Genomic DNA, 22,696 nt, shown 5'->3' with positions numbered 1-22,696 from the left:
TCCGCTCCAACCGGCGTTCAGGGGCTGAGCCGGGCCGCAAAGCCGACGGGGCTGCAGTTCCCCAGGGGCGCGGGGCTGTGTCCGTATGCGGCTGCCGCCGCGTGGGCGCGACCAGCCCCCACCCACCCGTAGCCGGACCTCGGCCTACACCACCCCCGCCGCCTTCCGCTCCTCCGCGGTCAACGGCGGTTCCGTCAAGGGGGGTTGCAGCGGGCCCACCGCCGCCGCGAGCAGCACACCCGGCGTCAGCAGCACCTGTGCCCCGCGCTCCAGGGACGTCACGTCGGTGACCCGGCGGGCGATACGGCCGTTCCCCGTCGCGGTGTACATCAGCCGGCCGACGTAGGCGGACAGCAGCCGGTCCCGCACGGTGGGACCGGCTTCCGTCGCGCCGGGGTAGAACACGTCCTGGCCGAGGGCCAGGTCCCAGGCCGCACGCACCGGACGGGCGACCGCACGCTGCACGCGGCGTGCCAGCCCCGGTGTGCCCCAGCCGTGCCGTCGTATCACCTCGCGGAGCAGCACCGCGCTCTGCGCGGCGGCGGACAGGCCATGGCCGTAGACGGGGTTGAACACGGCGAGCGCGTCGCCGAGCACGGTGAAGTTCTCGGGCCAGGCCGGCATGCGCTCGTAGAAGTGCCGGCGGTTGACCGTGGAGCGGGTGAGCGACACGTCGGACAGCGGCTCGGCGCGCTCCAGCAGCTCGCCCAGCAGCGGATGCCGCAGCTTCTCCCGGGCGAAGGGGATGAAGTCCTCGTCGGCGGCGGTGGGTTCGCCGCCCCGGGCGCCGGCGAGGGTGACGATCCAGCGGCCGTCCTCGATGGGCAGCAGGAAGCCCGAGCGGCCGGGGCCCTCGCCCCGCGGATCGAGTTGCACGTTGACCACCGGGAAGCCCTCCCTCGCCGCTTCCGGGGCGAGGAAGAGCCGGCTTGCGTAGACCAGGCCCGGGTCGATCTCGCGGACCTGCGGCGCGGGCAGCCCGAGGTCCGCCAGCCAGCGCGGGGCCCGTGAGCCGCGGCCTGTGGCGTCGACCACGAGGCCGGCCGGCAGGGTGCGCTCGGCGCCGTCCCGGGTGCGGATCCGTACGCCGGTGACCGCGGCGCCGGTGCCGGTGAGGCCGAGCGCCTCGGTGCCGTCGGCGAGTTCGATCCGCTCGTCGGCGAGGACCTGGGCGCGGATCGTCGCGTCCAGCAGGTCCCGGCCGGCCAGGATCACATGGTGGGACTCCGGCCAGCGCCGGAACCAGCCCTGTGCGGAGAGGGCCACCACGCCGGTCGTGAACGGGTGCCGGCGGCCCCCGGCGGCCTTCAGCGCGTCGGTGATCCCCGGCAGCAGTTCCTCCACCGCCCGCACCCCGCCCGACCACAGCATGTGGGCGTGCCGGGCCTGCGGCAGCCCCTTGCGGGGTTCGGGCCCCTCGGGCAGGACGTCGCGCTCGACGACGACGACCCGGTCGGCGGACTCGGCGAGCGCCCGCGCCGCGAGCATGCCGGTGTGGGATCCCCCGAGCACGACGGCTGTTCCGGCGGGGGAGGAGGGTTCACTCATGCGCGGGCACGCTCTCTGCCGGGGCGGCCACGCGGGCGCGTACCGCCGTGATCTCGTGGGGGTGGCGGAGGGCCTGGGAGACGGCCTGGATCTCCTGGAGCAGATACGCCGTGTCGGGGCCGGACGGGGAGCCGATGCCGTCGGCCCGCGGCGGCCGCTCGCCGCCGGCCGCGTCCAGCAGCGTCACGGCGGCGGCGAGGGCCCTGGCCCGGCCGGGCTCGAAACCGAGGGCGAGGGCGGCCCGGTACGACTGTTCGCGCAGGTCCTCGTCGAGGTGCCGGGAGAGTGGCAGCAGGGCGTCGCGGATGAAGGTCTCGCGGCGGATCAGGCGCAGTTCGGCGGGGGCGTGCGGGGCGAAGGGCTCGCGCTCGCCCGTGACGGTCCGCGTCAGCTGGTAGAGGGGGCGAAGAGCGCGGTGGCGCAACCGGACGTGCCAGCGCTCGTGCAGGTACTGGCCGACGTGCGGGACGATGAAACCCACCGCGACCAGGGTGGCGGAGACGCACGCGCCGGCCGGTGCCACGTTGGTGCTCAGCCAGTCCAGGTCGTGGCCGGTCCACCGGGCCACGACGGCGGTGAGCTTGGCCGCGTCGAAGAACAGGTTCGTGGCATAGCCGACGCCCAGCAGCCGCAGTCCCCAGCGCAGCCAGGCGTCGAGGCCGTCGGTGCGGATCCAGTTCCAGATCAGCCGGGCCGTGATCGAGCAGGCCACGGTGTGCGCGACGAGATAGAGCAGGATCTCCTCGCGCATGAAGGGGGTGTTGGCGTAGTACGTGTCCAGGTCCTGCAGCCGCTCCACGGGCACGTCCGCGAGCGCGAAGAGCACCCACAGGGCGACGACCACGCCCGCGTAGACGGCCACGACCCAGCGGGTCACCCGGCGGGTCTGGGCCGAGTCGGAGCGGCCGTTGCGCCAGGCGATGATCAGCAGCAGCCAGGACGCGCAGAGCGCGGTGAGCAGGGAGTACACCCAGGGCGCGGAGATGTTCGGCACCCCGGTGACCCGGTTGGTCCAGGCGATGGTCCGCGGTGCCGCGAAGACGAACACCGCGCAGGCGAACAGCAGCAGACCGCCGACGGCCCGCAGCATCGGGTCCCGCCACATCCTGATGATGCCGGGCAGCTTGATCACCAGGGCGGCGGTGAGGACGGCCGTGGGGATCCAGAAGGAGACGGAGACCTCGTCGAGGAGTCCGGAGAGACCGAGCGCCAGGGTCACCGCGTGGCTCCCCCCTTCTTCGACGCTCGCCTCGCCTCGTCGCGTCCGCGATAGCCGAGGGTCCGCTGTACGGGGCTGAGGGACCGGTGCACCGGGCCGAGAGGGGTGCCGGAGCCGGTGGCGTGGGCCCGGAACTGGGCGGCCAGGCGGTGCCCGAAGTCGTCCGCCTCGGCCTCGTCGGCCGCCCGGGAGCCGTTGCGGGCGGCCACCGTCAGCGGCATGCCCCGCCAGCCGGGTGCGTCGGCGAGCGCCCGGGCCGCCGCGTCGCCGGCCAGCCGGGGGTGCCGGAGCCCGGTGTGCAGATGCCACAACTCATGTCCCAGGATCACCAGTTGCTGCACGGCCTCGGCCCGCTCCTCCACGATCACCAGGTCGAAGTCGGCGAACTCCAGCCACAGCCCGGTGACCTCGATCTCGTCCGGGAAGCGCTCGAAGCGCACCTCGACCGGCCGTCCACCGCGCAGTGCGCTCATCTCCTCGCACACCGCCCGGCACAACTCGCCTACGTCGCGGGGCGTTTCGGGCCGGGCGTGGACGGCGGCGGCGAGGTCGCCGGCCAGCGCGCGCATCGCCGAGCCCGGACGGCCCCGCCGTAGCCGTGCGGCCAGGCGTGTCGCCTGCTCACGCGCGCCCGCGATGCCCATCGCCTCCCCTTCCGCTGGGCAGAGCCTACGCGGCTGGGCGTGTCCCCGTCATGGGATGCGGTGACCGTGGTCCAAGAGAAAACCACCTGTGAGCTTGTGTCCCACCCATTGACGCGGAAGCGCTTTCTATCTACGGTCCCGTTCGAAGTTGCGGGCAGTATTCGATATACCGAATAAGCCGAACAACCGGGGACTGTGGGGCAAGGTATGGGACAACCTGGCCTGAATCGAAGGCAACTGCTGGGAGCAGCCGGGGGACTGGCGGTGGCCGCGAGCTTCGGCTTCGCCGCACTCGGCACCGGAGCCGACGCGCTCGCCTCCACCGCGCGCACCACGGCAAGGCGTTCAGCTCCGAGAAGACCGACACCTGGAACGCCATCGACCCGGCGGTCATCAGGGCCGGCGGCAGGCTGTGGATGGCGTTCGGCTCCTACTGGACCGGCATCCGCATGGTCGAACTCGACCCCGGGACCGGCAAGGCGGTCCCCGGAGCCGAGGTCCACCACCTGGCGACCCGCCCCGACGCCCCGTACGCGGTCGAGGGCGCGGCCATCGTCCGCCACGGCCGCTACATCGGCCCCGGCGGAGAGTCGGCGTTCCGCACGCACGGCACGACGTGGCTGACGTGCCACTACTACGACGCGGACGACAACGGCACCCCGAAGCTCGGCCTGAACCAACTGGGCCGGCGTTCCGACTGGCCTGTTCCGAAGTGACGCGAAAGGACCCCATGAGCAAGCGCACCGCCCGCTTCACCCTCGACCCCGCCTTCACCGTCGGCCAGGTCAACGCCCGGATCTTCGGGTCCTTCGTGGAACACCTGGGCCGCTGCGTCTACACCGGCATCTACGAGCCGGACCACCCCACGGCAGACGCCCAGGGCCTGCGCACCGACGTCCTCGACCTCGTACGCGAACTCGGCGTCACCGCCGTCCGCTACCCCGGCGGCAACTTCGTCTCCGGCTACAGGTGGGAGGACTCGGTCGGCCCCGTCGAAGACCGCCCCCGCCGGCTCGACCTCGCCTGGCACTCCACCGAGACCAACCGTTTCGGACTGTCCGAGTACATCGGGTTCCTGAGGAAGCTCGGCCCCGAGGCCGAGCCGATGATGGCCGTCAACCTCGGCACCCGTGGCGTGGCCGAGGCCCTCGAACTCCAGGAGTACGCCAACCACCCCTCCGGCACCGCCCTCTCCGACCTCCGCGCGGCCCACGGCGACAAGGAGCCCTTCGGGATCAGGCTGTGGTGCCTCGGCAACGAGATGGACGGCCCCTGGCAGACGGGCCACAAGACGGCACAGGAGTACGGCCGGCTCGCCGCCGAGACCGCACGGGCCATGCGCCAGGCCGACCCGGGCGTCGAACTCGTCGCCTGCGGCTCCTCCAGCCAGGCCATGCCCACCTTCGCCGAGTGGGAGGCGACCGTCCTGCAGGAGGCGTACGACCTGGTCGACCACATCTCCCTGCACGCCTACTACGAGCCCACCGACGGCGATGTGGACTCCTTCCTCGCCTCGGCCGTCGACATGGAGTCATTCATCGAGAACGTGGTCGCCACCGCCGACCACATCGGCGCGAAACTCAAGTCCAAGAAGAAGATCAACCTCTCCTTCGACGAGTGGAACGTCTGGTACCTCTCCCGCTGGGAGGAGCACGCGAAGACCTTCGACCAGGCGGACTGGCCCGAGGCGCCCCGGCTGCTGGAGGACAACTACAGCGTCACGGACGCCGTCGTCTTCGGCTCGCTCCTCATCGCCCTGCTCCGGCACGCCGACCGCGTCACCGTCGCCTGCCTGGCCCAGCTGGTCAACGTGATCGCCCCGATCATGACCGAGCCGGGCGGCCCGGCCTGGCGGCAGACGACGTTCTTCCCGTTCGCGCAGGCGTCGAGGTACGGCCGGGGCGAGGTCCTCGACGTGCGCGTGGACTCGCCGACGTACGAGACGAAGAAGTACGGCGAGACGGACCTGCTGCACGCCACGGCCGTCCGCGCGGCCGACGGCACGGTCACGGTGTTCGCCGTCAACCGCAGCCGTACGGACGCCCTGCCGCTCGAAGCCGCCCTCCACGGACTGGAGTCGACGACCGTCGCCGAGCACAGCGCGCTCGCCGACGCCGACCCCGACGCCCGCAACACCCTCGACGACCCCGAGCGGGTCGTCCCGCACCCGGTCGAGGGCACCGCCGTTGCGGACGGCACCCTCACCGCCGTACTGGAACCGCTGTCCTGGAACGTGATCAGACTGGCGTGACCGGTAGCCCACCCGCTGCCCTGCCGAGCAGCGTCAGGCTCACCCGGCCCGGCCCCGACAGCGTGGTGAACTCCGAAAGGACCGCCAGCGCGAGGGTGTTCGCGCCCCGGGTGCGCAGGACGCCGTTCGGCAGGACGAAGGTGTGCTGCGGACCCACGTTGTTGATGTACTGGCCCATGTTCCAGCCGTTGAGGAAGATCTGGACCCGGTAGGCGCGGTACGGGTCGTCCTCCAGGGTCAGGCCGATCGAGGCGTCGATGTCGGCCGGCACCGACAGCCGGAAGCTCGTCCGGTACCAGGTCACGCCCTGGTACCGGGCGGCGCGCGGGAAGGCCGCCCGCTCCCAGTCGTCGTCCCGGAAGCCGGGCAGATGCCAGCCCTCCCGCTCGCCGTACAGGCCGCCGTTGTTCATCGGGCCGCGCACGGGGTCGGGGGCCGCCGCGCCCTGGATCCGCCAACTCACCTTGGGCGAGGCGCCCTTGAAGGCCGCCGCCGTCAGTCCGCGCGCCACCTTGTGGGTGTCGAGCCCCTTGCCGTCCTGGTCGTGCTGCATGCGCCGCACGAGGACCGACAGCACATGCCGGCCGGGAGAGCGCAGCCGCTCGCGGACGGGGAAGACGGCTGTTTCCGCCCAACTCCCCTTCCGCACGGTCGTGTTCTTGTCCGGCACCGGCATCCGGTGGGTGCCCAGCGGCTCGCCGTCCAACCAGGCCATCAACAGGCCCTGCGTGCCGGTGCTGTAGGCGAGCGAGACCTCCTGGAGGCCGGTGGCGTCGGTGAAGGAGCCGCGGTACCAGATGTCCCCGTAGTGGAAGCCGTAGTCGTCGGCGAAGAGCACCGGCTGACCTTCGGGCACCGGCGTGGTGCTGAACGACGTTTCCTTGTCCGCGGTCTTCCAGCCCGAGTCGTCGAAGCCGGGGCCGGCCTCCGGGTTCTCCGTGCGCATCCGCCAGCCGCCCAGCTCGGGCAGCCTCACCTCGGGGACGGCAGGCAGCAGACCGGTGGTCATCAGGCTGCCGGACAGGGTGGTCCGGGTGGGCAGCGTGCGGCCGTTCCACACCAGGGCGGCGATCCCGCGCGGCCCCCACACCTCGATGGTGGTCGTCTCGCTGACGTCACCGGTCAGGTGCACCTCGGTTCCGCGCAGCTCGGCGTGGCGCAGCAGCTCCGGGCCGTACACCAGCAGGGTCCCGGACGGGGTGTCGTACGGGAACAGGCGCACGAGGGTTGCGTCGTCGGCGAAGAGCAGCAGCAGCGGGGTCTCGCTCTCGCCCTTCTGCACCAGCACCCGGGTCAGCCCGCCCTGGCCGAGCGGGACGTTCACATGCAGTGAGTCGTCGTCGAGGACCCAGGCGGCCTCCGGGTCGAGCCGCATGACGTTCGGCTCGGCCGGGCAGTTCAGCACCAGTTCGGCCATCTCGTCGCGGCGCCCCGAGAACAGCGCGATGTCCTGCCGGCCGGCCGTCAGGCACAGCACCGGCTCGGCGGTGGAGTACCTCAGCGTCCGCTTGCCCAGCTTCAGCCCGGTCGTGAGCAGCTTGGCGTCCTTGCCGGGCACGGTGACGCGCACCCGGCCCGCGTCGGTCGGCAGATCGGTGGTGACCGCCTTTGTGCCGTCGTTGCGGGCGACGTAGACGTGGGCGCCGGTGTCGGGGTTGGTCAGGTGGTAGACCTTCAGCCCCGCGGCCTTCACGTCCGCCGCCCGGTCCAGCTTGGCGAAGTCGGGCACGCGCTGGAGCAGATGCCCGAGCTGGTGCATCGGCGCGATCTTGTCGGTGACGTTGCGTCCCTCGTCGATGGCGGCGCCGTAGTCGTACGACGTGTAGACGACCGGCGCGGGCAGCCAGCCCCAGGAGGTCCCACCGAAGGTCATGTAGACGTTGTGCAGGGTGAGCCCGTTGGCGAGGTTGGTCAGATAGAACCGGCGCTCGTACGCGGCGTCCCGGGTGCGCCGGGACTCGGCGTACCCCTTGCCGTCGAACCAGGCCCCGCCCCACGGGTCGAACCAGCCGCCGCCGAACTCGGGCACGAACCCGGGCGTGGACGGCGAGGCACTGGACCCGCCCTTCGCCCCGCCGGGCCCGAACGTCCCCCAGTCCGGCGGGGTCTGCGACGGCGACGGATACCCGTCGAAGCCGTACAGCCAGCCGCCCTTCTCACCGCCGGTGCCGAACGAGCCGGGCACCCAGTACCCGTTCCTGCCCTTGTCGTTGTGGAACAGCGGGACGTCGATGCCGTCCGCCCGCACCTTCTTGTACAGATGGGACATATAGGCCCGGCCGGTGGGGTCGCCGGCGTGGGCGTCGTACTCGTTCTCGATCTGGTACAGCAGGATCGTGCCGGTGCCCTGGGTGAACAGGTGCCGGCGGGCGATCCGGTTCACCTGGGTCAGCCACTCGTCGACGTGCGACAGATAGGCCGGGTCGTCGGTCCGGGCCGTCCCCTTCGTCGCCGTCAGCCAGCCGGGGAAGCCGCCGCCGTCCACCTCGGCGTTGATGTACGGGCCGGGCCGCAGGATGACGTACAGGCCCGTCTCGGCGGCCGTGCGCAGGAACAGGTCCAGGTCCCGGACGCCGGTGAAGTCGTACTGGCCGGGCGCGGGGGAGTGGTAGTTCCAGGCCACGTAGATGCTCACGGCGTTGTACCCGTGGGCCCGCATCTTCTGCAGCACGTCCCGCCACAGAGAGGGACTGGGCAGCCGGAAGGGATGCATCTCGCCGGACCACACCACCAGCCGCCTGCCGTCCACGAGCAGCGAGTAGCGGTCGTAGCCGATGGTGTGCCGGTGGCCGTCGGCGCTCGGCGGGGCGGGTGCCGGGCCGGTCGGCACACTGCGCGCCGCGTACGCCGAGGGCGCCCCGGGCCCGCCGCTGCCGCCCAGGGCGAGCCCGAGCGCGGTCGAGCCGGCCAGGGCACTGAAAGTACGTCTGCTGAGCGCCAAGGTGGATCCTCCCGGGCGATCTTACGGGGCGCGGGTGCAGGCCATTCTCCATGCGGCGACGCCCCACAATGGACTCATGAGGATCTCGGCGCGGGCGGATTACGCGGTACGGGCGGTACTGGAACTGGCCGTACGGCAGGGTAACGGCCCGGTGAAGGCGGAGGAAATCGCCGCCGCCCAGGGCATCCCGCACAAGTTCCTGGAAGGGATCCTGGGCGACCTGAGGCGGGGCGGGATCGTGGACAGCAGGCGGGGCGGAGGCGGCGGCTACCGGCTGGCGCGGGACGCGGCCGAGGTCACGGTCGCCGACGTGATCCGCGCGGTGGACGGCCCGATCGTCTCGGTCCGCGGCGAACGCCCGACGGGCCTCGCCTACACCGGCACCGCACAGCCCCTCCTTCCGCTGTGGATCGCGCTGCGCGCGAACGTCCGCCGGATCCTGGAGGGCGTCACCATCGCCGACCTCGCGGCGGACGCGCTGCCGGAGCCGGTGCGGGCGCTGGCGGCGGAACCGGCGGCCTGGGAGAACCCGTAAGGGTCGGGTGTGAACGGCCGGTTGTGAATGGCCGGAGTTGACCCTCCCGGGGGCGACGGGGGCTTCCTACGATGCGGAACGCTTCACAGGTTCCACACAGACCCCCCACACCTGACCCCAGGAGAAACGATGGCTGGTGGACTCCTCCTCAGCGGCGCCGTAGCCGCCCTTCTCACTACCGCGCTACCCGCTCAGTCCTCGTCGCCGGTGTTCGACGACCCGCCCCCGGACAAGATCGTCATCGATGTGGCGACGGTGAACGGCTCCGGATGTCCCGCGGGTACGGCCGCGGTGGCCGTCTCGCCGGACAACACCGCGTTCACGGTGACCTACAGCGAATACCTGGCCCAGGCCGGCGGCACCTCCGACCCCACGGCCTTCCGCAAGAACTGCCAGCTCAACCTGGTGGTTCACGTCCCCCAGGGCTTCACCTACGCGATAGCCAGCGCCGACTACCGCGGCTTCCTCTCGCTCCAGCCCGGCGCGAGCGCCACGCAGAAGGCCTCCTACTACTTCCAGGGCTCCTCACAGACCGTGCCCAAGACCCACCCCTTCAACGGCGCCTACAACGACGACTGGCAGGCCACCGACAGCACCGACTGGGCGCAACTGGTCTGGGCGCCCTGCGGGGTGCTGCGCAACTTCAACATCAACACCGAACTGCGGGTGAACGCCGGAACCCGGTCCCCGGACAAGGTCAGCTTCATGACCATGGACTCCACGGACGGGGACATCAGCACGGTGTACCACCTGGCCTGGAAGGAGTGCCCGAACAGATAGACACAGGGGGATCGGGCGGCGACCGGGGCGGTTCAGTCGCCGCGGGGCCGCCCGCTTCCGGTTCGGGCTCGCTGATCCCTTGGGCCGGCTGCGTTCGCATCCTGCACCGCGGAGGGCGCGGTCGGATCGGTTGTCCGCGGCGGCGGGAGCGGGATGAACGAGTTCGGCCGCACCGGGTGAGATCGTATTACATGTATTCAGACTGGCAGCGATAATTCGACTTCCGCCCCGATTTCTGCCGATTGCTGCTGGGGTCGGCTCAATGAGTGGCTTTCCCGGACGGACCGGCGTGCTGCAGCAACGGACCGAACCAGCCCTGTATCTCCTGGACTTCACGTGAGGCGACGGAAGGCTGGAGACGGTGATGGAACGAAGGAATTTCCTCATGGCCGGTGCCATGGGGGCTGCATCCATGCTGCCACGGGGTGTTCTGGGAGCACGGGCGTATGCGGCGACGACTCACCCGCCGACGGGTTGTGCGGAAACCTCGGCGCCGAACACCCCTCCTCTGGAGAAGTACGTCGACCCGCTGCCCAGGCCGATGACAGCCATCCCGGATCCTTCCGTCTATCCGGGCGCCGACTACTACGAGATCACGATGCGGCAGGGTTCGTGGCGCTTCCACCGGGATCTCGGGCCGGCGACCGTGTGGGGTTACTGGGCCACGAACCCGCACGATCCTGACAAGGCGATCGGCATGGGCTATCTCGGGCCGACCATCAAGGCGACCCATGACCACCCGACGGTCGTCAAATGGCGCAACGAGCTGCCGACCACGCACCTGTTCCAGTTCGTGATCGACGGCATTCGCAATGGAGACTCCCAGCTCGCCCCGATCGCTCCGCCTCCCTACAAGAGCAAGCCGCCCTTTCCTCCGAATGTCAACGTGTGGAACGTCGTACACCAGCACGGCGGTTTCACAGCACCGCAGTCCGACGGCATGCCGCTGCAGTCGTTCAGCCCGGACGGAGTCCACGCCGAGTCCTACTCCACCCTGGACCCGAGCCGGGCCGAACCCAACGAAGCGATCTACGGCTACACCAACCATGACCGTTCGTGCATGCTCTGGTATCACGATCACGGCATGGGGATGACCAGCGTCAACGTCTACGCGGGCCTTGCCGGTCTCTACCTCGTTCGTGACCCCGCCGACGACCGGCTCGGGCTGCCGCGAGGGGAGTTCGAGGTCCCCCTCATCCTGCAGGACCGGACCTTCAACCAGGACGGCTCACTCGCCTACACCATGACCCAGAGGGAAGGCGAGGACACCCCGGTCGTCAACGGGAAGGCATACCCTTTCCTGGCCGTCGAGCAGCGACGCTACCGGCTGCGCATTCTCAACGCTTCGAACGAGCGTTTCTGGCGGCTGAGGTTCGACGTTCCCAGAAAGGTACTTCTTGAGCCCCAACTGCCGTTCTGGCTGATCGGCACGGACGGCGGCTTTCGGACTCCGTTGCAGATGCTCGATGTCCTGATCAGTCCAGCCGAGCGGTACGACCTGATCGTCGACTTCAGCCGGGTGCCCATGGGCACTAACGTCACATTGACGAACTACCCAGGAACGCAGGCCCACTTCCCCGGCATCCCCGGCTGCGGACCGGAGATCGCGGAAATCATGCAATTCCAGGTCACCAAGCCACCGTCCGGAGGTGGGGACAGGACGAAGCCGCCCAGGAAACTCAAGCTGCCGAAGGTCGCACCCATCGAGCCGAAACCGCACACCCGTCGGCGGGAATGGGTCGTGTACCAGCACAAGCTCTTCAGCACCATGACGTTCAACGCGGTGCCATTCATGGAGCCCTCCCAGGACTTCATCAAGGCGGGCTCGACCGAGATCTGGGAGTACATCAATCCCAACCACGACGCCCACCCGATGCATGTCCACCTCGTCAACTTCCAGGTGCTGAACCGGCAGCCGATCGACGCGGCCCGCTACCAGGCGGATTACGACAAGTGGGTTTACGGTGACCGCAGACCCGAGGACCGGCCGGTACTGGCGAAATACTTCACCGGCCCACCGGTTCCGCCGGACCCGGACGAAGCGCTGTCCTACAAGGACACGGTCAAGGCCCATGCGCAGATGGTGACCAGAATCATCATTCAGGAATTCACCCCGCCGACCGGCAGGATCGCGTCGATTCCCGGCAGCGGCGCCGAGTTGCCGGCGACGTACATCCACCACTGCCACATTCTCGAACACGAGGACGACGACCTGATGCGCCCGTGGACGATCGTCGGTCACGGCGGCCACGGCGGCCACGGCGGCCACGGCGGCGGCCACGGCCACGGCCACTGACGGGATCGATCGACCGACACCGACGGCGACCTGATCGTCTTCCACTCCTACGACGGCAACGACAACGGCACACCCAAGCCGGGCATCAGCGTGCTGAGCTGGAGCACCGGCCGGCCAGTCGCCCACTGAGCCACGACGGGGCCGCAGCCACCCCCTCGCTCAGGCCCCCGCCGCGTTCGGCCAGCTCTGCGCATTGGGCCACCCCGTGGCCGGGGCCGGGGTCAGGTCGGTCGCCGGTGCCGTCATACCGCGCACCTGGGCCGCCGTGAGCCCGCCACGAGCCGGGACACCGGGCGGAGTGGGCGCGACAGCGACAGCCGCGGCGGGCGCCGGTGCCGGGGCGGGCGCCGGTACCGGGACGGGTGGTGCGAGCGCCGGCGCCGGCTGCGGTACCGGCGCCATCGGCTGCTGGGCCGGAGCCGGCATCGGCTGAGCCACCGCGGGCAAGGGCTGCGATGCCGCCGGCAGCGGCGCGGGCGCCGGCTGCGGCGCCGCGGGCAAGGGCTGGGCGGCCGCAACCGCCGGCTGAGGCGCCGCCGGCATCGCAGCGGGGGCCGGCTGAGGTGCCGCGGGCATCGGCTGAGGCGCCGCCGGCACCCGCATACCGCTCCCGTTGGTCTCGCTGACCAGCCGGTCCACCGCCGCCGTACCCGAGCTGTAGCTGGTCCCGGTGCCCAGCTCGGGTACGGCGGCTCCCCTCCTGGACCCGTAGAGCACCTGCTCCAGGCCGGACACCAGGCGACGCACGTCGACCTGGGGGCGCACCACGAGTCTCAGGAAGCGGCTGGAGGAGCCGATCTTGTTGCCGCACTCGCGGACCAGGATCCGGTGCTCGGTGAGCATCCGGTCCCGGACCACCGTGCCCTCGGCGCCGACGGGGAGGCGGACGAAGAGGAAGTTCCCCTGGGAGGGGTAGACCGTCAGACCGGGCAGCGCCGACAGGTGGCTGGCCATCTCCAGACGGTCGCGGCGGACCTGCTGCAGGCTCTGGGCGTACTCGGGGCCGTGCTCCTTCAGCATGAACACCACGTGCTCGGCGAAGGAGTTGAGGTTCCACTTCGGGAGCATCCCGCGTACCTTCCCCGCGAGCGCCGGGTTGGCGACCAGGTAGCCGAAGCGGATGCCGTGCAGTCCGAAGTTCTTGCCGAGGCTGCGCAGCACCACGACGTTGGGGCGGAGCATGGCCTCCTGCACGACGCTCGGCTCGGCCTCCGCGTCGGCGAACTCCAGGAAGGACTCGTCGACGATCACCAGGTCCAGGTCGGCCATCGCGTCCATGAACTGCACCACCTGCTGCTTGCGCAGATAGCCGCCGTCGGGGTTGTTGGGGTTGCAGATCACCGCCACCCGCGTGCCCCGGGCGCGGATGAAGTCCGCGTACTGGGCGAGGTCCAGCGCGAAGCCGCTCGCCTCCTGGAGCGGGAACATGTCGACCCGCTTGCCGGTCTCCATCGGCTGGTCGGTCCAGCGGCCGAAGGTCGGGACGGGGACCGCGAGGGACTCGCGGACCAGGAGGTGGTCGATCCAGGTGATCAGCTCGGTGGAGCCGTTGCCCATCGCCACGCACTGCGGCGGCAGCTGCAGGAGGCCGCACAGCTCGGCGGTGATGGTGTCGGCGCTGCTCGGGTAGTACGTGATGATCTCGCGCAGCCGGGCCGCCAGCTCGTCGTACATGGCCGGGGTGGGGAAGTACGGGTTGCACGGGATGCAGAAGTCCACCGGGCCGGTTCCGTCGCCGCCCTCCCGCGTCAGCGCCGCCATGGAGGGGCTGTGCGCGGCGGTGCCGCGGAACAACGAGGTGACGTTGCCGGCCAAAGGGACCTCCGTTTCCGGGTGGCCCGTGCGGGGGAGCACGGGCCACCCTTGGATACGGAGGTGACGGCAGTGGCGTTCAACTCGCCCGTGGTGTGAGGCGGTTCACGCCCTGGTGCCGTTTCAGGCGCTGAACTCGTGGATCGTCGTCGTCCGGTAGGTCTGCCCGGGCCGCAGCACGGTCGACGGGAAGTTCGCGTGGTTCGGCGAGTCCGGGAAGTGCTGGGTCTCCAGGCACAGGGCGTCACCCTGGCGGTAGGTGTGGCCGCCGGTGCCGGTGAGGGTGCCGTCGAGGAAGTTGCCGGAGTAGAACTGCAGGCCGGGCTGGTCGGTGGCGATCTTCAGGGTGCGGCCGGAGCGCGGGTCGCGCAGGGTGACCACATGTTCCGGGCGTGCCGTGATGCCCTTGTCCAGGACCCAGTTGTGGTCGTAGCCCTTGGCCTGCACCTGCTGGACGTGCCCGGCGCGGATGTCCCGGCCGATCGGCTTGGCGTGGCGGAAGTCGAACGGGGTGCCCGCGACCTTCGCCAGCTCGCCGGTCGGGATCAGGCCCGAGTCGGTGGGGGTGTAGCGGGAGGCGGCGATCTGGAGTTCGTGGTCCTCGATCGTGCCGCTGCCCTCGCCGGCCAGGTTCCAGTAGACGTGGCTGGTGAGGTTGACGATGGTCGCCTTGTCCGTGGTGGCCTCGTAGTCGATGCGCCACTCACCGTGCCGGGTGAGGGTGTACGTCACCTTCGCCTTGAGCGTGCCCGGGTAGCCCATCTCGCCGTCGACGCTGGTGTAGTGCAGATGGAGGCCGACCTCGGAGCCCGCGGCGAACGGCTCGACGTCCCACACGTGCTTGTCGAAGCCCTGCGTGCCGCCGTGCAGGCTGTTCACGCCGTCGTTGACGGAGAGCTGGTAGCTCTTGCCGTCGAGCGTGAACTGGCCCTTGCCGATGCGGTTGCCGTACCGCCCGATCAGGGCGCCGAAGTACGGGCTCTTGGCGACGTAGTCGGCGATGTCGTCGAAGCCCGCGACGATGTTGGCGTAGTGGCCGCGGCGGTCGGGAACCTGAAGGGTCTGGACGATGCCGCCGTAGTTCAGGACCCTCAGCCGTGTGCCGCCGTTCTCCAGCGACCAGCGGTAGATCTTCGTGCCGTCGGCGAGCGTGCCGAACAGTTCCTTCACCGGCTTGCGACTCCCTGATGAAGCGGACGCGGCCTGGGCGCTGCCCGAGCCGAGGGTGGTGGCGATGCCCGCCGCTGCTGCTCCCGCGATGACCGTGCGTCTGTTCAGTTCCATGGATGCGGCTCCCGAAAGAGGAGGGGCCCCGCCGCGAGCGGCGGGGCCCGATCTGATTTACGAACCGGACTTGCGCTTGTTCCACACGTCGAACCCGACCGCCACCAGCAGGGCGAGGCCCTTGATGACCTGCTGCCAGTCGGTGCCGACGCTGAGGAGGTTCATGCCGTTGTTCAGCACGCCGAGGACGAGACCGCCGATGATGGCGCCGAGGACGGTGCCGACACCGCCGCTCATGGAGGCGCCGCCGATGAACGACGAGGCGATCGCCTCGAGTTCGAAGTTGACGCCCGCCTTCGGCGAGGCCGCGTTCAGCCGGGCTGCGACCACCAGACCGGCCAGGGCCGCGAGCACGCCCATGTTCAGGAAGACGTAGAAGGTGACCTTCTTGTCCTTCACGCCGGACAGCTTGGCGGCCGGCAGGTTGCCGCCGATGGCGTAGATGTGGCGGCCGAAGACCGCGTTGCGCATGACGTAGCCGTATCCGACGACCAGCACGCCCAGGATGATCAGCACGATCGGGGCGCCCTTGTAGCTGGCGAGCAGCAGGGTGAGGACGAGGATCGCCGCCACCAGGGCCGTCAGCTTGAGCAGGAACAGCCGGGTCGGCACGACGTCCAGGGAGAACTCCTGCTGGCGGCGGCGGTCGCGGAACTCCTGCCAGACCACGGCCGCGATCAGCACGAGGCCGAGCAGGAGGGTGAGGTTGTGGTAGTTGGTGTTCGGGCCGACCTCGGGCAGGAAGCCGTTGCCGATCTTCTGCAGGCCGTTGGGGAAGGGGCCGAGGGTCTGGCCCTTGAGGAGGATCTCCGTCAGGCCGCGGAAGAGGAGCATCCCGGCGAGGGTGACGATGAAGGACGGTATGCCGAGATAGGCGATCAGGAAGCCCTGGATCGAGCCGGCCGCCGCGCCCACCAGCAGGCACAGCACCAGCGCGACCGGCCAGGAGACGCCGTGCTGGACGGTCAGCACGGCCGCGAAGGCGCCGACGAACGCGGTCAGTGACCCGACCGACAGATCGATGTGCCCGGCGATGATCACCAGCATCATGCCGATCGCGAGGATCAGGATGTAGCTGTTCTGCAGCACCAGGTTGGAGACGTTGCGCGGCAGCAGCAGGTCGCCGCCGGTCCAGATCTGGAAGAGGACGACGATCAGGCCGAGTGCGATCAGCATGCCGTACTGCCGCATGTTGCGGCGCAGACCGCCGAGCACCAGCTGCAGCAGGCCCTCGCCGGCGGTCGATCCGCCCTTGCCCGGCGGTGCCGCGGCCGGGCTCTTGTCGGTGACGTCCGTGCTCATCGCGTTACCTCTTTGTCCTTCGTCATATGGCGCATCAGCACTTCCTGCGTGGCCTCGGCCCGCGGCACCTCACCGGTCAGCCGTCCTGCGGCCATCGTGTAGATGCGGTCGCACATGCCGAGCAGTTCGGGCAGCTCGGAGGAGATGAAGACGACCGCCTTGCCCTGGGCGGCGAGCTGGTCGATGACCGTGTAGATCTCGTACTTGGCGCCCACGTCGATGCCGCGGGTCGGCTCGTCCAGGATCAGCACATCGGGCCCGGCGAAGATCCACTTGCTGAGGACGACCTTCTGCTGGTTGCCGCCGGACAGCTTGCCCACCGGCTCGAAGACCGTGGGCGCCTTGATGTTCATGGACTTCCGGAAGCCCTCGGCGACCTGTCGCTCCTCGTGCTCGTCCACCACACCGCGTCGGGTCACCTTGTCGAGCGCGGTCAGCGAGATGTTGCGGTTGATGGTGTCGATGAGGTTCAGGCCGTAGTGCTTGCGGTCCTCGGTGACGTAGGCGATGCCGTGCCCGACCGCCTCGGAGACGGTCTTGGTACGGATCTCCCTGCCGTCCTTGAGGACCGTGCCGCCCGCGTACCGGCCGTACGTCCGGCCGAAGACGCTCATCGCGAGTTCGGTGCGGCCGGCGCCCATCAGGCCCGCGATGCCGACGATCTCCCCGCGGCGCACCTCGATCGACACGTCGTCGACCACCTTGCGCTGCTGGTCGATGGGGTGGTGCACGGTCCAGTTGCGGATCTCCAGAGCGGGTGCCGCGCCCTCCTCCGGCTGGTGCGGGGTCCGCTCGGGGAAGCGGTGGTCGAGGTCGCGGCCGACCATGCCGGCGATGATCCGCTCCTCGGTGGTCTCCGGCGCCTTCACATCGAGGGTCTCGATGGACCGGCCGTCCCGGATGATCGTCACCGAGTCGGCGACCTTGCGGATCTCGTTGAGCTTGTGGGAGATGATGATCGAGGTGATGCCCTGGTTCTTCAACTCCAGGATGAGGTCGAGGAGTTTGCCGCTGTCCTCGTCGTTCAGGGCCGCCGTCGGCTCGTCCAGGATGAGCAGTTTCACCTGCTTGGACAGCGCCTTGGCGATCTCCACGAGCTGCTGCTTGCCCACGCCGATGTCGGCGACGCGGGTCTCCGGGTGCTCGTGCAGTCCCACCCGGCGCAGCAACTCGGTGGCATGGCGCAGGGTCTCGCGCCAGTTGATGAGCCCGCGCGTGGCGTGCTCGTTGCCGAGGAAGAGGTTCTCCGCGATGGACAGGTGCGGCACCAGGGCCAGTTCCTGGTGGATGATGACGATGCCGCGCTGCTCGCTCGCGCGGATGTCGCGGAACTGGCAGATCTCCCCCTCGAAGAGGATGTCCCCCTCGTAGCTGCCGTGGGGGTGGACGCCGGAGAGCACCTTCATCAGGGTGGACTTTCCGGCGCCGTTCTCCCCGCAGATGGCGTGGACCTCGCCCTGCCGGACGGTCAGGGTGACGTCCGAGAGCGCCTTGACACCGGGAAAGGTCTTGACGATCGAGCGCATTTCCAGGACGGGTCCCGCCATGGTCGTGCCTTCCAATCCGTAGGAATCAGGAGGGATTCGGGGCGGGTTACTTCAGCTCGGACGCGGTGTAGTAGCCGCCGTCGACCAGGACCTGCTGGTAGTTGGTCTTGTCGACGCTGACCGGCTGCAGCAGGTAGGCCGGGACGACCTTGCTGCCGTTGTTGTACGTCTTGGTGTCGTTGACCTGCGGCTTCTTGCCCTTCAGGGCGTCGTCGACCATGGTGGAGGCGACCTTGGCGAGCTGCCGGGTGTCCTTGTAGACGGTCTGCGTCTGCTGACCGGCGATGATCGACTTCACCGAGGCCAGCTCGGCGTCCTGGCCGGTGATCACCGGCAGCGGGTTGCTGCCCGAGCCGTAGCCGTCGGACTTCAGCGCGGACAGGATGCCGATGGAGATGCCGTCGTACGGCGAGAGCACCGCGTCGACCCGGCCGCTCTTGTAGGCGGAGGTGAGGATGTCCTCCATGCGCTTCTGCGCGGTGGTGCCGTCCCAGCGCAGGGTGGTGACCTGGTTGAGCTTGGTCTGCCCGGACTTGACGACCAGCTGCTTCTTGTCGATGTACGGCTGCAGCACCTTCATCGCGCCGCCGAAGAAGTACTTGGTGTTGTTGTCGTCGTTGGAGCCGGCGAACAGCTCTATGTTGAACGGGCCCTTCTTGCCACTGTCCAGGCCGAGCTTGTGCACGATGTAGGTGCCCTGCAGGACGCCGACCTTCTCGTTGTCGAAGGAGGCGTAGTAGTCGACGTTGGGCGTGCCGAGGATCAGCCGGTCGTAGGCGATGACCGGGATGTTCGCGTCCTTGGCCTCCTGGAGCACGTTGTTCAGCGACTTGTTGTCGATCGCCGCGATGATCAGGCCCTTCACGCCCTGCGTGATGAGGTTCTCGATCTGCGAGACCTGGGTGTCGGGGTCGTCCTCGCCGTAGACCAGCTTGGTCTTGTAGCCCTTGGCCTGGAGGTTCTTGACGACGTTGTTGCCGTCGGCGATCCAGCGCTCGGAGGACTTGGTCGGCATGGCGATGCCGATGGTGGCGCCCTTGACGTCGCCCGTCTTCTCCTTGCTGCCGCCCGAGCCGCTCTGCCCGCAGGCGGTCAGGGTCAGGGCGAGCGAGGCGGCTCCGGCTATGGCGGTGAGTGCGGCTCTGCGGTTGCGCATGGTGATCCGTCCTTGTTCGTCTCGTCGTTGAGTGGGGTCACGCGTTGCTGGGGAAGCGGTTCAGCGGGCCGGGCAGCCGCGAGCCGAGCGGCGCCATGTCGCCGTCCGCGCCGTGCCGGGCGAGCAGGTCCAGGGCGAGCCGGCCGCGCCGCACCCGCTCCCGGGCGGTGTCCAGGGTCACGTCCCTGAGGTGGGTGCCCCACGGGTAGATGCCGGGCGCCTTGGACAGACCGAACTTCAGATAGAGCGGGGCGCCGCGCCGGATCAGCTCGGCGACCTCGTACATCCGCACATAGCCGCCCAGGTCGTCGGGCGCCTCGATGTACATGTCCATCGGGGCGGCGGAGACCCGGCGGATCTCGGTGAGGTGGTCCAGCGTCAGATCGCTGGGCACGTTGACGGAGTCGGCGCCGAGCCGCTCGAAGACCGCGTACGAGGCCGGGTTGACGGGGCCGACGAGCGCGGAGACCTTCAGCGTGGTGTCGGCCGGAATGATGCCGTTCTCCCGCGCCCGGTGCAGGGTCCACAGCACGCCCTCGTCGGCGACCAGCAGGCACTTGACGCCCAGCTCGGTGGCCCGTACGGCGTCCTCGACGCAGCCGGCGACGGCGTCGTGGCCCCGCGCGCGCAGTCCGGCCCCCCGCGAGTCGGAGCGCACCGAGCCACCGATGTCCCAGGTGCCGCGCGGGCCGGTGAACAGGCAGAGTTCGATGTCGCGTGCGGCGGTGGCCTCGACCATCTCGGTGATCTCGGCGTCGGTGAGCATCCACACGCCGCTGCCCTGGCTGATCCGGTGGATCGGCACATCCAGGCGCGAGGACTCCTTCAGGACGACCGCCAGCGCTTCGGGACCCTCGCACGAGGGGATCTCGGTGCGCCAGCGGCCGCCGCCCGGGAAGCTGTGCGCGGAGGCGTCGGCGGGATCGAGGGCGGGCGCGCCCAGGCCGAGGGCGGTGAGTGCCTGCTCACCGGGTCGGCGGGCCGCCGTGGCGGAAGCGTCGGTCGTCACAAGCTGTCCTTCTTGTTCGGTATTTCGGACGAGGTTCGCGGCTCGGAGCGGACCACGGCCCGGGTGGTGCTGCGAAAAAAACGGCCGTGGTGGTACGCCGGTCAGGGCGCCGTCAGGTCACGCCCTGACCGGCGTACGTCATCAGGGGCGGAGCAGCACCTTGCCCACCTTGGGATCGCCGGCCCCCACCAGCTCGATGGCCTGGGCGAACTCGGTCAGCGGCAGCTCGTGCGTGACCAGCGGCAGCGGGTCGAGCAGCCCGGCGCCGAACACCCGCACGGTGTGCGCCCAGGCGTCCGGCGGCGCCCCGAAGACGGTGTGCACCTCCAGCTGACGTACGACGAGATCGGTCGGGTCGAGCCCGTCCGCACCCGGCGCCGGGATCCCGGTCAGGACCAGCCGTCCGCCGCGCCGGAGCAGCGAGGCGGCGGTGCGCGCGGCCGACGCGGACCCGGCGGTCTCGATCACCACGTCGAAGCCGGCCGGGAGCTCCTGGTCCTTCAGCCGGAAGCCGGTCGCGCCGAACTGCCGCGACAGCGCCTCCCGGTCGTTCCTGGTCCCCACGACGAGCAGCTCCGCCGGCGAGACCGCTTTCAGGAACTGCACGGCGAACATCCCGAGCGTGCCCGTGCCGACCACCGCGACCCGCTCGCCCGGCAGTGCGTTCGCCTTGATCGCGGCGGCCGCGATACAGGCGGCCGGCTCCAGCAGGGCGGCGGCGGTGAGGTCGGCGTCGTCCGGCAGGACGTGCAGCAGCCGGGCCGGGAGGGTCAGCGTGCCGGCCATGGCGCCCGGCTGGGTGAACCCGGTCTCCTCGTAGCCGTGGGTGCACAGGGTGGTCTCGCCGGCGTGGCAGCGGTCGCAGACCTGGCAGTTGCGGAAGCCCTCGCCGACCACCTTGCGCCCGACGAGACCCGCAGGCACCCCGGCACCCACCGCGGAGACCGTCCCCGACCACTCGTGCCCCGGGGTGAGCGGGTAACGGACGTATCCCTCGGGCCTGTTGCCCTGGTACACCTCGCGGTCGCTGCCGCAGATGCCGACCGCGTGCACGGCCACCAGTGCCTCGCCGGGACCGGGTTCGCGCGGCGCGTGCTCCTCGACCCGGTGCGTGCCCGGTGCCTCGACGACGACCTGCGAGCTCACTTCGTCCCCTTCGGCTTGCGCTGCTCCCAGCCCTCGGCCCACAGGTCGAACCGGGCCTGCTGCTGCGGGAATTCGGCGGCGGCGTCGACGTCGAGCTCCACGCCCAGACCGGGTGCGTCGGACAGGTGGAAGTACCCGTCCACGACCTGCGGGGCCCCCTTGACCACCTTCTTGATCTCCGCGTCCGCGAAGTCGTTGAAGTGCTCGAGGATCTTGAAGTTCGGCGAGGTGAAGCCGACCTGGAGGGAGGCGGCGGTGAGCACGGACCCGCCCACGTTGTGCGGGGCGACCAGCATGTAGTGCGTCTCGGCGGTGGCGGCGAGCTTGCGGGTCTCCCAGATGCCGCCGATGTGGCCGACGTCGGGCTGGATGATGTCCACGGCCTGGCTGTCGAACAGCTCGCGGAACTCGATCCGGTCGTGGATCCGCTCACCGGTGGCGACCGGGACGTCCACCTTGGCCGCGACCTTCTCCAGCGCCTTCAGGTTCTCCGGCGGGACCGGCTCCTCCAGCCAGGCCGGGTTGAAGGGCGCCAGCTCCCTGGCCAGCCGGACGGCGGTGGCGGGGGAGAAGCGGCCGTGCATCTCCAGCATCAGCTCGGCCTCCGGGCCGATCGCGTCCCGCACGGCCTCGATCAGGGAGACGGCGTACAGGGTCTCCTGGTGGTCCAGCTCGAAGTGCCCGGTGCCGAACGGGTCGATCTTCAGCGCCTTGTAGCCGCGCTCCATCACCCCCTGGGCGGCCTTGTGGTACGCCTCGGGCGTTCGCTCGGTCGTGTACCACCCGTTGGCGTACGCCTTGACCCTGTCCGTCACCTTGCCGCCGAGCAGCTGCCACACCGGCACGCCCAGCGCCTTGCCCTTGATGTCCCAGCAGGCCATCTCGACGACCGCGATGCCGGACATGACGATCTCACCCGCACGGCCGTAGTCGCCGTACTTCATCCGGCGGACGAGGTCCTCGACCGCGAACGGATCCGAGCCGAGAATGTGATTGGCCTGGGCCTCCCGCAAATAGCCGATCAGCGCGTCCGTGTGACCGAGCATCCGGGTCTCGCCGACTCCCGTGATCCCCTCGTCGGTGTGCACCTGGACGTAGGTCAGGTTGCGCCACGGCGTACCGACCACGTGTGTGCTGATTCCGGTGATGCGCACGGCGGTTGCCCCTCAGCTGTTCGAGATTTCGTCACACGTTCGAAATGCTGGCGTGACAGTAAGGACGGGGCG

General features: G+C 69.9%; 17 protein-coding genes and 2 pseudogenes. 7 read left to right on the top strand and 12 right to left on the bottom strand.

From position 1 onward, the window contains the following. Positions 1 to 144: 144 nt before the first annotated feature. The 3 genes from ACQPXS_RS16895 to ACQPXS_RS16885 are packed head-to-tail and all read right to left on the bottom strand — an operon-like array spanning position 145 to position 3,411. Complete coding sequence (locus ACQPXS_RS16895; protein WP_433450107.1) at positions 145 to 1,548, bottom strand: FAD-dependent oxidoreductase; 1,404 nt, start codon at positions 1,546 to 1,548, stop codon at positions 145 to 147. Further along, positions 1,541 to 2,767, bottom strand: coding sequence for an MAB_1171c family putative transporter (locus tag ACQPXS_RS16890; RefSeq protein ID WP_433450106.1), 1,227 nt, complete (start codon positions 2,765 to 2,767; stop codon positions 1,541 to 1,543). The genes ACQPXS_RS16895 and ACQPXS_RS16890 overlap by 8 nt, the downstream gene beginning before the upstream one ends. Next, positions 2,764 to 3,411 carry a toxin-antitoxin system, toxin component family protein gene (locus ACQPXS_RS16885; protein WP_433450105.1) on the bottom strand — a complete coding sequence of 216 codons (648 nt, stop codon included), beginning with the start codon at positions 3,409 to 3,411 and terminating at the stop codon, positions 2,764 to 2,766. Before ACQPXS_RS16885 ends, ACQPXS_RS16890 begins: the two co-directional genes overlap by 4 nt. Before the next feature lie 207 nt (positions 3,412 to 3,618). On the opposite strand from ACQPXS_RS16885, the pseudogene ACQPXS_RS16880 reads away from it, so the two are divergent. From ACQPXS_RS16880 to ACQPXS_RS16870, 3 genes and pseudogenes are all read left to right on the top strand, one after another. Further along, positions 3,619 to 3,753 (top strand): annotated as a pseudogene (locus ACQPXS_RS16880) (extracellular solute-binding protein); the annotation flags it as partial. A 74-nt stretch (positions 3,754 to 3,827) separates the two neighbouring features. Further along, complete coding sequence (locus ACQPXS_RS16875; protein ID WP_433456273.1) at positions 3,828 to 4,127, top strand: hypothetical protein; 300 nt, start codon at positions 3,828 to 3,830, stop codon at positions 4,125 to 4,127. A 14-nt stretch (positions 4,128 to 4,141) separates the two neighbouring features. Further along, a complete protein-coding gene (locus ACQPXS_RS16870; RefSeq protein WP_433450104.1) occupies positions 4,142 to 5,662 on the top strand; it encodes an alpha-N-arabinofuranosidase in 1,521 nt (506 codons plus the stop codon). Here ACQPXS_RS16870 and ACQPXS_RS16865 read toward each other — a convergent pair. Then, positions 5,649 to 8,603, bottom strand: coding sequence for a glycoside hydrolase family 35 protein (locus ACQPXS_RS16865; RefSeq protein ID WP_433450103.1), 2,955 nt, complete (start codon positions 8,601 to 8,603; stop codon positions 5,649 to 5,651). The genes ACQPXS_RS16870 and ACQPXS_RS16865 overlap by 14 nt on opposite strands. Positions 8,604 to 8,679: 76 nt before the next feature. Between ACQPXS_RS16865 and ACQPXS_RS16860 the strand changes: the two genes are divergently transcribed. The 4 genes and pseudogenes from ACQPXS_RS16860 to ACQPXS_RS16845 all read left to right on the top strand — a co-directional run. Further along, positions 8,680 to 9,138, top strand: coding sequence for an RrF2 family transcriptional regulator (locus tag ACQPXS_RS16860; RefSeq protein WP_365325518.1), 459 nt, complete (start codon positions 8,680 to 8,682; stop codon positions 9,136 to 9,138). Positions 9,139 to 9,267: 129 nt separating this feature from the next. Further along, positions 9,268 to 9,918, top strand: coding sequence for a DUF4360 domain-containing protein (locus ACQPXS_RS16855; RefSeq protein WP_433450102.1), 651 nt, complete (start codon positions 9,268 to 9,270; stop codon positions 9,916 to 9,918). 385 nt (positions 9,919 to 10,303) lie between these two features. Further along, entirely contained in the window at positions 10,304 to 12,214 is a 1,911-nt protein-coding gene (locus tag ACQPXS_RS16850; protein ID WP_433450100.1) for a multicopper oxidase family protein, read from the top strand. A gap of 15 nt (positions 12,215 to 12,229) precedes the next feature. Further along, positions 12,230 to 12,343, top strand: a pseudogene (locus ACQPXS_RS16845) (arabinan endo-1,5-alpha-L-arabinosidase); the annotation flags it as partial. Positions 12,344 to 12,373: 30 nt separating this feature from the next. Here ACQPXS_RS16845 and ACQPXS_RS16840 read toward each other — a convergent pair. From ACQPXS_RS16840 to ACQPXS_RS16805, 8 genes are all read right to left on the bottom strand, one after another. After that, positions 12,374 to 14,029 carry a pyridoxal phosphate-dependent aminotransferase gene (locus ACQPXS_RS16840; protein ID WP_433450098.1) on the bottom strand — a complete coding sequence of 552 codons (1,656 nt, stop codon included), beginning with the start codon at positions 14,027 to 14,029 and terminating at the stop codon, positions 12,374 to 12,376. A gap of 120 nt (positions 14,030 to 14,149) precedes the next feature. Then, on the bottom strand, positions 14,150 to 15,310 hold the full coding sequence (locus ACQPXS_RS16835; protein WP_433450096.1) for an aldose epimerase family protein: 1,161 nt from the start codon (positions 15,308 to 15,310) through the stop codon (positions 14,150 to 14,152). 57 nt (positions 15,311 to 15,367) lie between these two features. Continuing rightward, a complete protein-coding gene (gene mmsB, locus ACQPXS_RS16830) occupies positions 15,368 to 16,612 on the bottom strand; it encodes a multiple monosaccharide ABC transporter permease (protein WP_351798066.1) in 1,245 nt (414 codons plus the stop codon). Further along, positions 16,609 to 18,159, bottom strand: a complete 1,551-nt coding sequence (gene mmsA / locus ACQPXS_RS16825; RefSeq protein WP_433450094.1) for a multiple monosaccharide ABC transporter ATP-binding protein — start codon at positions 18,157 to 18,159, stop codon at positions 16,609 to 16,611. The genes mmsB and mmsA overlap by 4 nt, the downstream gene beginning before the upstream one ends. Before the next feature lie 46 nt (positions 18,160 to 18,205). After that, the gene (chvE, locus tag ACQPXS_RS16820; RefSeq protein WP_433450092.1) at positions 18,206 to 19,315 is read right to left on the bottom strand and encodes a multiple monosaccharide ABC transporter substrate-binding protein; all 1,110 of its coding nucleotides are present in this window, start codon (positions 19,313 to 19,315) and stop codon (positions 18,206 to 18,208) included. Between the two features lie 37 nt (positions 19,316 to 19,352). Further along, on the bottom strand, positions 19,353 to 20,324 hold the full coding sequence (locus ACQPXS_RS16815) for a hypothetical protein (RefSeq protein ID WP_433450091.1): 972 nt from the start codon (positions 20,322 to 20,324) through the stop codon (positions 19,353 to 19,355). A 141-nt stretch (positions 20,325 to 20,465) separates the two neighbouring features. Next, positions 20,466 to 21,470 (bottom strand): zinc-dependent alcohol dehydrogenase, encoded by a 1,005-nt coding sequence (locus tag ACQPXS_RS16810; RefSeq protein WP_433450090.1) that lies wholly within the window; start codon positions 21,468 to 21,470, stop codon positions 20,466 to 20,468. Beyond that, a complete protein-coding gene (locus ACQPXS_RS16805) occupies positions 21,467 to 22,624 on the bottom strand; it encodes a mandelate racemase/muconate lactonizing enzyme family protein (RefSeq protein ID WP_351798074.1) in 1,158 nt (385 codons plus the stop codon). Before ACQPXS_RS16805 ends, ACQPXS_RS16810 begins: the two co-directional genes overlap by 4 nt. Positions 22,625 to 22,696 lie beyond the last annotated feature (72 nt).

It is taken from the genome of Streptomyces sp. CA-142005 (assembly GCF_050942335.1).
Lineage (GTDB): Bacteria > Actinomycetota > Actinomycetes > Streptomycetales > Streptomycetaceae > Streptomyces.
The sequence above is the reverse complement of the archived record's forward strand: the minus strand, read 5'-3'. Positions and strand labels throughout refer to the sequence as shown.